11 protein-coding genes are annotated in these 12558 nt (G+C 68.5%); 8 read left to right on the plus strand and 3 right to left on the minus strand.

What is annotated here, in order from left to right:
* Positions 1–68 precede the first annotated feature (68 nt).
* The 6 genes from AB0F86_RS00405 (at position 69) to gatB (ending at position 6167) form a co-directional block, all read left to right on the plus strand.
* Entirely contained in the window at positions 69–239 is a 171-nt protein-coding gene (locus AB0F86_RS00405; protein WP_166655716.1) for a hypothetical protein, read from the plus strand.
* A 72-nt stretch (positions 240–311) separates the two neighbouring features.
* Positions 312–1121 carry a formate dehydrogenase accessory sulfurtransferase FdhD gene (gene fdhD / locus AB0F86_RS00410; RefSeq protein WP_225279121.1) on the plus strand — a complete coding sequence of 270 codons (810 nt, stop codon included), beginning with the start codon at positions 312–314 and terminating at the stop codon, positions 1119–1121.
* A gap of 109 nt (positions 1122–1230) precedes the next feature.
* Positions 1231–2118, plus strand: a complete 888-nt coding sequence (locus AB0F86_RS00415) for a hypothetical protein (protein WP_356986348.1) — start codon at positions 1231–1233, stop codon at positions 2116–2118.
* Between the two features lie 28 nt (positions 2119–2146).
* A complete protein-coding gene (locus AB0F86_RS00420; protein ID WP_067493464.1) occupies positions 2147–3181 on the plus strand; it encodes an ATP-dependent 6-phosphofructokinase in 1035 nt (344 codons plus the stop codon).
* Between the two features lie 56 nt (positions 3182–3237).
* Positions 3238–4617 (plus strand): alpha/beta fold hydrolase, encoded by a 1380-nt coding sequence (locus AB0F86_RS00425; protein ID WP_181698405.1) that lies wholly within the window; start codon positions 3238–3240, stop codon positions 4615–4617.
* 44 nt (positions 4618–4661) lie between these two features.
* Positions 4662–6167 (plus strand): Asp-tRNA(Asn)/Glu-tRNA(Gln) amidotransferase subunit GatB, encoded by a 1506-nt coding sequence (gene gatB, locus AB0F86_RS00430; RefSeq protein ID WP_181698406.1) that lies wholly within the window; start codon positions 4662–4664, stop codon positions 6165–6167.
* A gap of 126 nt (positions 6168–6293) precedes the next feature.
* Here the strand turns inward: gatB and AB0F86_RS00435 are convergent, their stop codons facing one another.
* Entirely contained in the window at positions 6294–7415 is a 1122-nt protein-coding gene (locus AB0F86_RS00435; RefSeq protein WP_356986346.1) for a PQQ-dependent sugar dehydrogenase, read from the minus strand.
* Positions 7416–7505: 90 nt separating this feature from the next.
* Here AB0F86_RS00435 and AB0F86_RS00440 point away from each other — a divergent pair, with 90 nt between their 5' ends.
* The gene (locus AB0F86_RS00440; protein ID WP_356986344.1) at positions 7506–8351 is read left to right on the plus strand and encodes a DoxX family protein; all 846 of its coding nucleotides are present in this window, start codon (positions 7506–7508) and stop codon (positions 8349–8351) included.
* Between the two features lie 77 nt (positions 8352–8428).
* Here the strand turns inward: AB0F86_RS00440 and AB0F86_RS00445 are convergent, their stop codons facing one another.
* Complete coding sequence (locus AB0F86_RS00445; RefSeq protein ID WP_356986343.1) at positions 8429–8962, minus strand: MarR family transcriptional regulator; 534 nt, start codon at positions 8960–8962, stop codon at positions 8429–8431.
* 70 nt (positions 8963–9032) lie between these two features.
* On the opposite strand from AB0F86_RS00445, the gene AB0F86_RS00450 reads away from it, so the two are divergent.
* On the plus strand, positions 9033–10652 hold the full coding sequence (locus AB0F86_RS00450) for an MFS transporter (protein ID WP_356986342.1): 1620 nt from the start codon (positions 9033–9035) through the stop codon (positions 10650–10652).
* 55 nt (positions 10653–10707) lie between these two features.
* Here AB0F86_RS00450 and ilvD read toward each other — a convergent pair whose 3' ends face one another.
* Entirely contained in the window at positions 10708–12549 is a 1842-nt protein-coding gene (ilvD, locus tag AB0F86_RS00455) for a dihydroxy-acid dehydratase (protein WP_356986341.1), read from the minus strand.
* Positions 12550–12558 lie beyond the last annotated feature (9 nt).

Genomic DNA, 12558 nt, shown 5'->3' on the forward strand with positions numbered 1-12558 from the left:
CGACCGGCTTCGCACCACGCCGCGCCGACCTGCGGACGCAGATATGCGAATCGTTGCATACTGTCGGTATGGCTGATGACGACCAGTGGTACTACTGCCTCAAGCATCACAAGGCCGAGCAGGGCAAGTCCTGCTGGTACGGCGATCGGATGGGGCCGTACCCGGACCAGGCGACGGCCGAGCGGGCGCTCGAGATCGCGCGGGCACGCAACAAGGCCGCCGACGACGAAGACGACTAGACCCGGCCGGTTCGCCTACCGTCGTTCCGGCGACGACGAGCACCACTCGTCAACGACTGATCGGCACACCTGATGAGCAGAGTCACCGCACGACGCAAGACCGTCCGGCTGTCACCGGCCGGGCGGGTCGAGCGCCCCGACACCCTCGCGGTCGAGGAGCCCCTCGAGATCCGGGTCGACGGGCAGTCGCTCTCGGTGACCATGCGGACACCGGGCAACGACATCGACCTGGTGCACGGCTTCCTGCTCGGTGAGAACATCATCGGCGCCGCCGACGACATCGTCACCGCCCGCTACTGCGCGGGCACCGACAGCGAGGGCCGCAACACCTACAACGTGCTCGACGTGCGACTGCGCGATCCCGTGCCGCTGCACCCGCGCAACCTCGTCACCACCGGCGGCTGCGGCCTGTGCGGCAAGAGCGCCCTCGACGAGGTGCGCACCCACACCCGCTTCCCGCTGCCGCCCGCGGTTCCGGCCATCGGCACCGAGGTGCTGACGCGGCTGCCCGGCCTGCTGCGCGAAGGCCAGAAACTCTTCGACGCCACCGGCGGCCTGCACGCGGCGGGCCTGTTCACCACCGACGGCACCCTGCTCGCCCTGCGCGAGGACATCGGTAGGCACAACGCCGTCGACAAGGTGATCGGCTGGGCGGTGCGGGAGAACCGGATCCCCGCGCACGATCTGGTGCTCGTGGTGAGCAGCCGGGCCTCGTTCGAACTGGTCCAGAAGGCCGTGATGGCGGGCATCCCGATTCTGGCCGCGGTATCGGCGCCGAGTGCCCTCGCCGTCGACCTCGCCGTCGAGTCCGGATCGACGTTGCTCGGATTCGTACGTGGCGAATCGATGAACATCTACTCGGGTGAAAACCGTGTGACCTGACGGTTTACGGACGAAGTGGGCGTTGGGCCATACAGCCCAGTACGGTGTCGGACACGGCTACCCAGCACCGAAAGCCCGGGGGAGTTCACAAACGAAAATGCTTCACATCATGACGAACAACCGACGCCACCCGATACGGGTGGCGCTGTCAGCACTGCTGGGCGTTGCCGTATTGGTCACCGCGGGCTGTGGTTCCGACAGCAGCCCCGCCGCACCGCAGGTCACCACGAAGAGCCCGACCACCTTGCCGGGCGGTCCGGTGACAGCCGAGGTCTCCGTCGCGGTGCCAGGCAGCCTGGCCGCCGACTTCGCCGATCTGCAACGCGGGCTCCGCGGCAGCGTGGGAATGGCGATCATGCCGGTCGCCGGGACCAAGATGGTCACCTTCGGCGACTGGACGACCGGCCCCGCCTGGTCGACGATCAAGGTGCCGCTCGCCATCGCGGTCTCGCGTCGCAGCAGCGCCTACAACTCGTCGGTGAATGCCGCCATCACCGCCTCCGACAACGCCGCCGCCGATGCTCTGTGGTCGACTTTCGGCGACAACGCCGACGCGGCCGCCGCGGTGGAAGGGGTCCTGCGCGAGGGCGGCGACGCCACGACGACCGTGCCGACCGTGCGTACCCGCTCGGACGCCTCCATCTACGGCCAGGCCGAGTGGGCGCTGGCCGATCAGGTCCGGTTCGCCGCCCAGCTGCCGTGCCTGCCGCAGAGCGAGCGGGTGGTGGGTTTGATGCAGCAGATCGTGGTCAGCCACCGCTGGGGCCTCGGGGCATTCACCAGCGCCGAGTTCAAAGGCGGGTGGGGACCGGATACGTCCGGAAAATACCTGGTCCGCCAGTTCGGGCTGATCGATTCGCCCTCGGGCCGCATCGCGGTTGCCTTTGCCGCCAAACCAGATTCGGGCGCTTTCGCCGACGGTATGACCATGCTCGACAAGCTGGCGACCCTGCTCTCGGGTCACCTCGACGAGCTCGCCGGAGGCCACTGCCCCTGATCCGTCCCGGTGCGGCAAGATGAACGCCATGCGCATCGGAGTCTTGACCGGAGGCGGAGACTGTCCAGGGCTGAACGCGGTGATCCGGGCGGTGGTCCGAACCGCGAACGGCCGCTACGGCGACGCGATCGTCGGGTTCCAGGACGGTTGGCGAGGCCTACTCGAGGACCGCAAGATCCGCATCCACAACGACGACCGCACCGACCGGCTGCTCACCAAGGGCGGCACCATGCTCGGTACCGCCCGCACCAACCCCGACGTCCTGCGCGCCGGGTTGCCACGCATCCAGCAGACCCTCGACGACAACGGCATCGAGGCCCTGATCCCGATCGGCGGCGAAGGCACCCTCACCGCGGCCAGCTGGCTGGCCGAGGAGGGCGTGCCGGTGGTCGGCGTGCCCAAGACCATCGACAACGACATCGACTGCACCGATGTCACCTTCGGCCACGACACGGCGCTGTCGATCGCCACCGAGGCCATCGACCGCCTGCACACCACCGCCGAATCGCATCAGCGGGTGATGCTCGTCGAGGTGATGGGACGGCACGCGGGCTGGATCGCCCTGAACTCCGGCATCGCCGCGGGTGCGCATCTGACCCTGGTACCCGAGGAGCCCTTCGATGTCGCGCAGGTGTGCGCGATGATCAAGTCCCGCTTCCAGCGTGGCGAGAAGAGCTTCATCTGTGTCGTCGCCGAAGGCGCCCACCCCGCACCGGATTCCGGGTTCACGCTGCGGGAAGGCGGGATCGACGAATTCGGGCACGAACGGTTCACCGGTGTCGCCCAGCAGTTGGGATCCGAGATCGAGCGCCGGATCGGCAAAGAAGTCCGCACCACCGTGCTCGGCCACGTCCAGCGCGGCGGCAGCCCAACACCCTACGACCGGATCCTGGCCACCCGCTTCGGCGTGCACGCGGCAGAGGCCGTGCATGCCGGACATTTCGGGATGATGGTCGCGCTGCACGGCACGACCATCGGTCTGGTCCCGCTGTCGGAGGCGACCAAGCAGCTCAAACGGGTTCCGGCCGAACGGCTCAGCGAGGCGCAGGCCTTCTTCGGCTGAGGCTGCCTGGCGAGGCGTTGCGTGGAGTTGTCGGTGGGCGTCGGTACCGTGGTTTCATGCGCACCGGTCGAGTGTTCGTTTCGGTTCTTGCAGTCCTCACCGCCCTCGTCGGCGGATGCTCCGGGTCCACATCGGATTCCGGGGAAACCACCGTGCACGGCAACTGGAACGGCGGGATCGAGGTGCCGGGGCAGACGATCCCGATCGGGGTGAGTTTCGCCGAAGACGGTTCGGCCACCCTCGACATCCCCATCCAGGGTCTGCGTGACGCGCCGCTGAAAGATGTTGTCGCCGAGCCGGATCGAGTCGAGTTCGCCCTCCCCGACGCGCCGGGCGACCCTCGGTTCCGCGGCAAGCTCGAGGGGGAGCAGATCACCGGTGACTGGTCGCAATCGGGCCAGTCGGCGCCACTCACGCTGCGGCGCGGCAAGATCGAGAACGTCGCCCGTCCGCAGGACCCGAAGCCACCGTTTCCCTACCGCAGCGAGGACGTCACCTATCGCAGCGGCGACATCACCATCGCGGGCACGCTGACCGAACCCGAAGGGCCCGGCCCCTTCCCGGCGGTGCTGATGATCACCGGCAGCGGCCCACAGGATCGCAACGAGGAACTGCTCGGGCACCGCCCGTTCCTGGTGCTCGCCGACACCCTCACCCGCGCGGGATACGCCGTGCTGCGCACCGACGACCGCGGCGTCGGCGGTACCGGCGGCAAACTCGACGACGCCACCTACGACACCCTCGCCGGTGATGCCGCGGCCGGTGCGGCGTTCCTGCGCGAGCGGCCCGAGATCGACGACGCGAAGGTCGGCCTGTTCGGCCACAGCGAGGGCGGTTACCTCGCACCGCTGGTCGCGGCCAGGCCCGGCAGCGATATCGCGTTCGCGATCCTGATGGCAGGTCCGTCGGTGCCCGGCGCCGACGTGCTGATCGAACAGAACAAGGTCATCATGGCCGCCTCGGGCGCGCCCCAGGACAAGATCGATCAGCAGGTCGACTACCTCACGAAGTGGACCGCGATGCTGCGCGCCGGTGACCTCGAGGGTGCTCAGGTGTACTCCCAGCAGCACAACGAGTCCTTACCCGAGAACGAGCGCGCACCGAAGGAAGCCGTCGACTCGTTCAACACCCCCTACATGACCTCGTTCATGACCTTCGACCCGCAGCCGTCACTGCGTGCGTTGCGCGTGCCGGTGCTCGCCTTCTTCGGCGGCAAGGACCTGCAGGTTCCCGCCGCCCAGAGCGAGGGGCCCATGCGCGAGGCGCTGGCGGGCGCGCCCGACCCGACGGTGCACACCTTCCCCGGCCTCAACCACCTGATGCAGCCCACCGAGACCGGCAACCCGAGCGAATACTCGAGCATCGAAACCACCGTCGATCCGGCCGTTCTCACCTACGTCACCGACTGGCTCACCCGCCGTGTCCCGCCGCGCTAGGACCACCGGCCGCCGCCGTGAGCGGCTTACATAGACTGCTAGGCATGAGCGCACCCACGGTCGAGTTGATGGATTACGCCGATGTCATCTCCCGGTACGAGCCGGTGCTCGGCATGGAGGTCCACGTCGAGTTGTCCACGGCGACCAAGATGTTCTGCGGTTGCCCCACCGAGTTCGGCGCCGAACCCAATACCCAGGTGTGCCCGGTGTGCCTCGGGCTCCCCGGCTCGCTGCCGGTCGTGAACGAGAAGGCCGTCGAGTCGGCCATCCGCATCGGCCTGGCGCTGAACTGTTCGATCACCCCGTGGGGCCGGTTCGCGCGCAAGAACTACTTCTACCCGGATCAGCCGAAGAACTACCAGATCAGCCAGTACGACGAGCCCATCGCCACCGAAGGTTTCCTCGACGTGGTGCTCGACGACGGCAGCACCTTCCGCGTCGACATCGAGCGCGCGCACATGGAGGAGGACACCGGCAAGTCGCTGCACGTGGGCGGTGCCACCGGCCGCATCCACGGCGCGAGCCACTCGCTGCTCGACTTCAACCGGGCGGGTGTGCCGCTGATCGAGATCGTCACCAAGCCGATCACCGGTGCGGGCGAACGCGCCCCCGAGGTGGCCCGCGCCTATGTCACCGCGCTGCGCGAGGTGCTGCGCTCGCTCAACGTCTCCGACGTGAAGATGGAACAGGGCTCGCTGCGCTGCGACGCCAACGTGTCGCTGATGGCGATCGGTGCCAAGGAATTCGGCACCCGCACCGAGACCAAGAACGTGAACTCGCTCAAGAGCGTCGAGGTCGCGGTGCGCTACGAGATGCGCCGTCAGGCCGCCGTGCTCACCGCGGGCGGAGAGATCGTGCAGGAGACCCGCCACTTCAACGAGGCCGACGGGTCCACGTCGGCGGGTCGCCGCAAGGAAACCGCCGAGGACTACCGCTACTTCCCCGAACCCGACCTCGAGCCCGTCGCCCCGGCCGCCGAGTGGATCGAGGAACTGCGCGCCACCATCCCCGAGTACCCGTGGCTGGTCCGCGCGCGCATCCAGGCCGATTGGGGCCTGTCCGACGAGGTGATGCGCGACCTGGTGAATGCCGGTGCGCTCGACCTGATCATCGCCACCGTCGAGGCTGGTGCCCCGGCCAACGAGGCGCGCTCGTGGTGGGTCGCCTACCTCACCGAGAAGGCGAAGGAACGCGAGGTCGCCCTCGCCGATCTGCCGATCACCCCGGCCCAGGTGGCCGCTGTGATCGCCCTGGTCGAGGCCAAGACGGTGAACAACAAGGTCGCCAAGCAGGTCGTCGACTTCGTGCTGGCCGGCGAGGGCGAACCGGCCCAGATCGTCGAGGCCAAGGGCCTCGGCATGGTCAGCGACGACACCGCCCTGCAGGCCGAGGTCGAAAAGGCCCTCGCCGCCAACCCCGATATCGCCGACAAGATCCGCTCGGGCAAGGTCCAGGCGGCGGGCAAGATCGTCGGCGACGTCATGAAGGCCACCCGTGGCCAGGCCGACGCCGCCAAGGTCCGCGAACTGGTCCTCGCCGCCTGCAGCTGAAAACCGCGGTAGCCCAACTACTCTCACCGTCCAGGTGAGAGGGTTGGGCGCCCTGCCGTCGACCAGGCGCGTGTGTCGCCAGGGCGTGCGGCGTTCGGCGGCACGCCCCGTCGGCTGCGGAACGCTTTAGTCCGGGCCGCCCGCACCGCCCTGCGGCGGTGGGATGCGCACCACGCGATCATCGAATTCGCCCGGGGTGCCGTCGGTTTTGTTGACCGTGCTCACCCACACGCTGCCGTCGGCACCGGCGGTGGCGCCGAGTAGCTTGCCGTACTTGTCCTGGGCGATCAGGGTGGGTGCGGTGGTGACCGCGAAGGTGCTCGGATCGGCGGTGACGGCGGCGAGTGCTTTGCCCTCGGTGAGGGCGACGGCCACGCCGTCGGTGGTCGCCGCGCACCCGCCGACACCGGGACGGTCGGGCCAGGTCCACGACACGGTGACGGTGCCGTCGGTGCCGAGATGCTGCAGGCGGTCCTCGGCGGCGGTGCGGTCGGTGACCCACATGCCGTCCTTGCCGTCACGGCACAGGTCACCGGCGCTGCCGATGCCCGAGGCGACCACCTGCGGAGTGTTCGCGCCCGAGGACGGTGAGTCCAACCTCAACAGTTTCCCCCCGAGCGAGCCGGGGTTGGCCGCGGCGCCGGGGTTGCCCGCGTCACCGGTGAGGACCAGCAGCTGGTTCGGTGTCGCCCATTCCAGCGCGCCGCGATTCCCGGTGGCGCCCTTGGGGATTCCGGTGAGAATCTCCTTCGGCGCGCCGTCGCGGGACAGGCGGACCACCCGGTTGTCGCTGCCGGTGGTGATGTAGGCGTACATCAGCCCGTCCTCGGAGAAGGTGGGCGACAAGGTGATATCGGAGATGCCACCGTCGCCCGACCCGTCGACGGGCAGCACCGCGACCTCCTCCGGCGGCGGCTGCGGAGTGCTCGCGTCGACCGGCGTCACCGACAGGATGCGACCGGTGCGGCGCTCGGCGACCAGCGCGCCGTCACCCACCGCGATCAGCCCGGCGGCCGAATCGAGGCAGGTGCCGATGACATTGGGATCGGGGTCGATACACGGTCCGGTCGGGCGCGGCGCCTGCGAGGGCGAGTCCTGTGGCGGCTTCGGTTCCGCGTTGGCACCGCCGATCGACGGCTCGGTGGTGAACGGGCTCGACGCCGACTCGTCGAAACGGGCACACCCGGCGACCAGAATCGTGCCGAGCGCCAACCCGACTGCCACGCGGCCCGCGAATACCGAACTCATGGTGCAGACGTTACCGGCAGTCGAGCGGGGCTGACACGCCTGATGCGGCGAAGGGCGGCGCACCGCGAGCCCACGTCCTAAGGTGAGACCGTGACCGACAAGTCGAACGACACTTCCCCCGACGACGCGACGGCGCGGGCCGGAGAGGCCGTATCCGCGACGGGTCGGCCGGTGACCAGCCCCTACGATTCGCCGACCACGCAGATGCGCAAGCCCGACCCCAAGGACGTGCCGCGCACCGACGAGGACCTCGGCCTGGATCCCGGCGACGAGGTCCCCACCGCGAGCAGCGCCAAGACCGGCGCCGACCGCGACGACGACTACGGCTACGCGACGATCCCACCCGCGACGGCCGCATCGGCGGAATCGGTTCGCCTGCAGCGCCGTAACCGCGAGGCCCGGCGCGGCACCCTCGACTTCGGCTTGTTCGTGCTGCGCCTGGTGGTCGGCGGCACCTTCATCTACCACGGTCTGCAGAAGCTGACCGGCTGGTTCCACGGTCCCGGCATCGACGGAACCAAGGACATGATGGCCGGTGGCGGCTGGGACCACCCGTCGCTGGCCACCGCCCTGGTGATCGCCGGTGAACTCGGCGGCGGCGTGCTGCTTGTCCTCGGCCTGGCCACACCGCTCGCCGCGGGCGCCGTCCTCGCGACCATCTCGAACGCCTGGATGTGGAAGCAGGGCATGATCCCGGGCTTCCAGTACAACGCGGCGACCAAGTCCGGCGTGGAGATCGACACCATTCTCGCCGGCGCCGCCCTGGCGATCATTCTCACGGGCCCCGGCCGCTGGTCCCTCGACCGCACCCGAGGCTGGGCCACGCGCCCCGCGTACGGCTCCTTCGTGGTGGTCCTGCTGGCCATCGCCGCCGCCATCGGCACCTACTGGTTCCTCCACGGCGGCAACCCCTTGAAGGGCATCGGCCCCTTCTGAGCTGATACGCCTCGCTGGTCCAATTCGATCCGGACTCAGGTCTGATTCGGTACGCGGCCGGCAGGAGGTGCGTGGAGTCAGCCGGTACCCGGTGAGTTACCCATGTCCTTGCCTGGAGGCGGCGGAGCGGGTTCGGACAGGTGGGCGGTCATGGCGGCGTGGATATCGGCCAGAAACGCCTCGAATCGGCGCAGGTCCTCGGGGGAGTACTTTCCCATGACCGATTCTTCGACCTTCGTTCCCAGCGGGCCGAAGAAGTCGTTGGCGAGGGCGTGGATGCGTGGGGTGCTGCGCAGCGTGATGACGCGGCGGTCGTCGTGTTCGCGGCTGCGGACGATGTGACCGGCCTGCTCGAGCCGGTTCAGCAGCGCGGTGGTCGCGCTGTTGGACAACGAGATCCGCTCACTGAGGCGCGCCGGTGACAACGTGCTGCCACGTTCCTCGGCGCTGAGGATTTCGATCAAGGCCTCGGCGTCGGTGGAGTGCAACCCGAGCCAGCCGGCGAAGCGGCGGGTGAACTCGCGATAGTTCGCGCCGTACGCCCGCATGCCCTCGTGGATCCGTTCGTACCGGCCGTACGCCTCCGACTGGCTCATGGGTTCCTTTCGCATCGTTTGACATCCTATTGCCCAGAATCTACTTTGATGATGGAAATATTCCATCATGGAAATAGGAGTGACGATGAGTCAGGACTCGTCCGTTCGCCGATGGCTCGGCTTGATCGCCATCGCCCTCGGCGTGGCGTTGATCGTGGTCGACACCACGATCGTGAACGTGATCATCCCGTCGATCATCGAAGACCTGCGGACGGGTTCTGCCGAGGCGCAATGGATTCAGGAGTCCTACGCGATCGTCTTCGCGGCCCTGTTGCTGGTGGTGGGCCGGGTCGCCGACATCGTCGGTGCGCGCAGGATGTTCGTCACCGGTGTGGTGGTGTTCGGTGCGACGAGCATCCTGGCCGGGCTCGCACCGGACGGCGGCCTGCTGGTCGTCGCCCGGTTCCTGCAGGGTGCGGGCGCGGCGATGATCCTGCCCACCTCGCTGGCCCTGCTCAACGCCACCTTCACCGGCAAAGCACGTGGTCAGGCGTTCGCCGTCTGGGGTTCCACGATCGGTGCGGCGGCGGCACTCGGCCCGCTGCTCGGCGGGTGGCTGGCCGAACACGCCTCGTGGCGTTGGGCATTCGGCATCAACGTGCCGCTGGCCGTGCTGATCGTGGTCGGTGTGCTGACGTGTATCGCGCCGTCGCCGAAGGTGGCGGGCCGCCTCGATGTGCTCGGCTCCCTGCTGTCGGTGCTCGGGCTCGGGTTGCTCGCCTTCGGTCTCGTCGAAGGCCGCACCTACGGGTGGATCAGCACCGTGCAGCCGATGGAGATCGGCGGATTCAGCTGGGGCAGCGGTCCTTCGCCCGTTCTGGTCGCACTTGTGCTCAGTGCGCTCGCGCTGGGTGGGTTCGTGGTGCGACAGGTGCTGCTGCGCCGCACCGGCAATGCCGACAAGGCGCTGATGGACCTGAGCCTGTTCTCGCTCGCCTCGTTCCGCAACGGCAATATCGCTACGCTCATCATCGGTCTCGGTGAGTTCGGCATCGTCGCCGTGTTGCCGCTGTGGATGCAATTCACCCTCGGCTACAGCGCGCTGCAAGCCGGACTCGCCCTGGTACCGATCGCCATCGGCAGCTTCGTCGCCAGCGGCGTGAGCTTCGGCATGGCCGGGTCGGCGTCACCGCTGAACCTGGTCCGGCTCGGCCTCGGACTCGAGGTGATCGGGCTGGCCGCGCTCGGTTTCTTCGCCGCTACCGACAGTTCGTGGTGGTCGGTCGCGCTGGTGCTGTTCCTGTACGGCATCGGCGTCGGTTTCGCGACGGCCCAGGTGACCAATGTGGTCCTGGCCGACATTCCCGAAGCCGACAACGGTCAGGCCTCCGGCATCCAGAGCGCCTTCCGTCAACTCGGCTCCGCCCTCGGCATCGCCCTGCTGACCACGGTCTTCTTCACCACCCTGAGCGCGCGGGTCGACGACGACCTCACCGCAACCGGCGTGCCCGCGGCCGAAGCTCAGCAGTACGCCCACGCCGTCACCGGCAGTGCGGGCGCGGCGATCGAAGGCTTTGCCGCCCAACCGGATACACAGCAGGTGGCCGAAGTCGGTCGCACCGCGATGACCTCGGGCGTACACACCGGCGCCTACCTCGCGGCGGGCTTCGTCCTGCTCGGTCTGGTTGCCACCGTCCTGATCCCCGCCCGAACCGGCCGCGACGACGAGTCACCGACGCAACCGAAACAACCCGCCCTCGCCTAGGGTGGGAACGAGTCAGGCCCCTCACGGACTCCGTGAGGGGCCTGACTGGTTTCGACTACGGCAGCTGGCGGACTGCGCCCTTGTCGGCCGAGGTGGCCAACGCGGCGTACGCGCGCAGAGCGGTGGTGACCGGGCGGTCACGGTTCACCGGCTGCCACGGCCGCTCGGAGGCCTCCATCTTCGCGCGGCGTTCGGCGAGCACCTCGTCGGACACCAGCACCTCCAGGGCGCGGGTGTGGACGTCGATGCGGATGCGGTCGCCGTTCTCGATCAGGCCGATGACACCACCGGAGGCGGCCTCGGGGGAGACGTGACCGATCGACAGGCCCGAGGTGCCGCCGGAGAAGCGGCCGTCGGTGATCAGCGCGCACACCTTGCCCAGGCCGAGGCCCTTGAGGAACGAGGTGGGGTGCAGCATTTCCTGCATGCCGGGACCACCGGCCGGGCCCTCGTAGCGCACGACGACCACATCGCCGGGCTGGATCTTCTTGCCGAGGATCATCGACACCGCTTCCTCCTGCGACTCGACCACCACGGCCGGTCCCTCGAAGGTGAACAGTTCCTCGTCGATACCCGCGGTCTTGAGGATCGCGCCGTCGGGGGCGATGTTGCCACGCAGCACACACAGCCCGCCTTCCACGGTGTACGCGTGCTCGATGTCGCGGATGCAGCCACCGGCGGCGTCGGTGTCGAGCGAGGACCAGCGGTTGCTGGTGGAGAACGGTTCGACCGTGCGCACCCCGCCGGGGGCGGCGTGGAACAGTTCCAGGGCCTCCTCGGCTGCCTTGCCCGAGCGGATGTCCCAGGTATCGAGGAATTCCTCGTAGCTCGCGGTGTGCACGGTGGTCACGTCCAGCTCGAGCAGCCCGCCGCGGCGCAGCTCACCGAGGATGGCGGGAATGCCGCCGGCGCGGTGCACATCTTCCATGTGGTAGTCGGAGTTGGGCGACACCTTCGACAGGCACGGCACCCGGCGGCTGATCTCATCGATGGTCTGCAGATCGAAGTCGATCTCGCCTTCCTGAGCGGCGGCGAGAGTGTGCAGCACGGTGTTGGTGGAACCGCCCATCGCCACGTCCAGGGCCATCGCGTTGCGGAAGGCCTTGGCGTTGGCGACGTTTCGGGGCAGCACGGAGGCGTCGTCGTCCTGGTACCAGCGCTTGGCGATATCGACGATCACGGTGCCCGCCCGCTCGAACAGCGCCCGGCGCGCCGCGTGCGTCGCGAGAGTGGAACCGTTGCCGGGCAGTGCGAGGCCGAGCGCCTCGGTGAGGCAGTTCATCGAGTTCGCGGTGAACATGCCCGAACACGAACCACAGGTGGGGCAAGCGGACCGCTCGACCTCGTCGAGGCCTTCGTCGGACACCGCCTGGCTCGCGCTCGCCGAGATCGCGCTCACCAGGTCGAGCGGCGCGTGCGCCACACCGTCGACGACCACGGCCTTACCGGCCTCCATCGGTCCACCGGAGACGAACACGGCGGGGATGTTGAGGCGCATCGCGGCATTGAGCATGCCGGGAGTGATCTTGTCGCAGTTGGAGATACACACCAACGCGTCGGCGGTGTGCGCGTTGGCCATGTACTCGACCGAGTCGGCGATGATCTCGCGCGAGGGCAGCGAGTAGAGCATGCCGCCGTGGCCCATGGCGATGCCGTCGTCGACGGCGATGGTGTGGAATTCACGCGGCACACCACCGGCGGCGCGCACGGCCTCGGCGACGATGTCGCCCATGTTCTTCAGGTGCACGTGGCCGGGCACGAACTGGGTGTAGGAGTTCGCGATCGCGATGATCGGCTTGCCGAAATCGGAGTCGGTCATGCCGGTCGCGCGCCAGAGCGAACGAGCGCCCGCGGCATTGCGGCCGATGGTGGTGGTGCGTGAGCGAAGCGGTGGCATGGGAGTCCT

Source organism: Nocardia sp. NPDC023733 (assembly GCF_040639775.1).
Lineage (GTDB): Bacteria > Actinomycetota > Actinomycetes > Mycobacteriales > Mycobacteriaceae > Nocardia > Nocardia rosealba.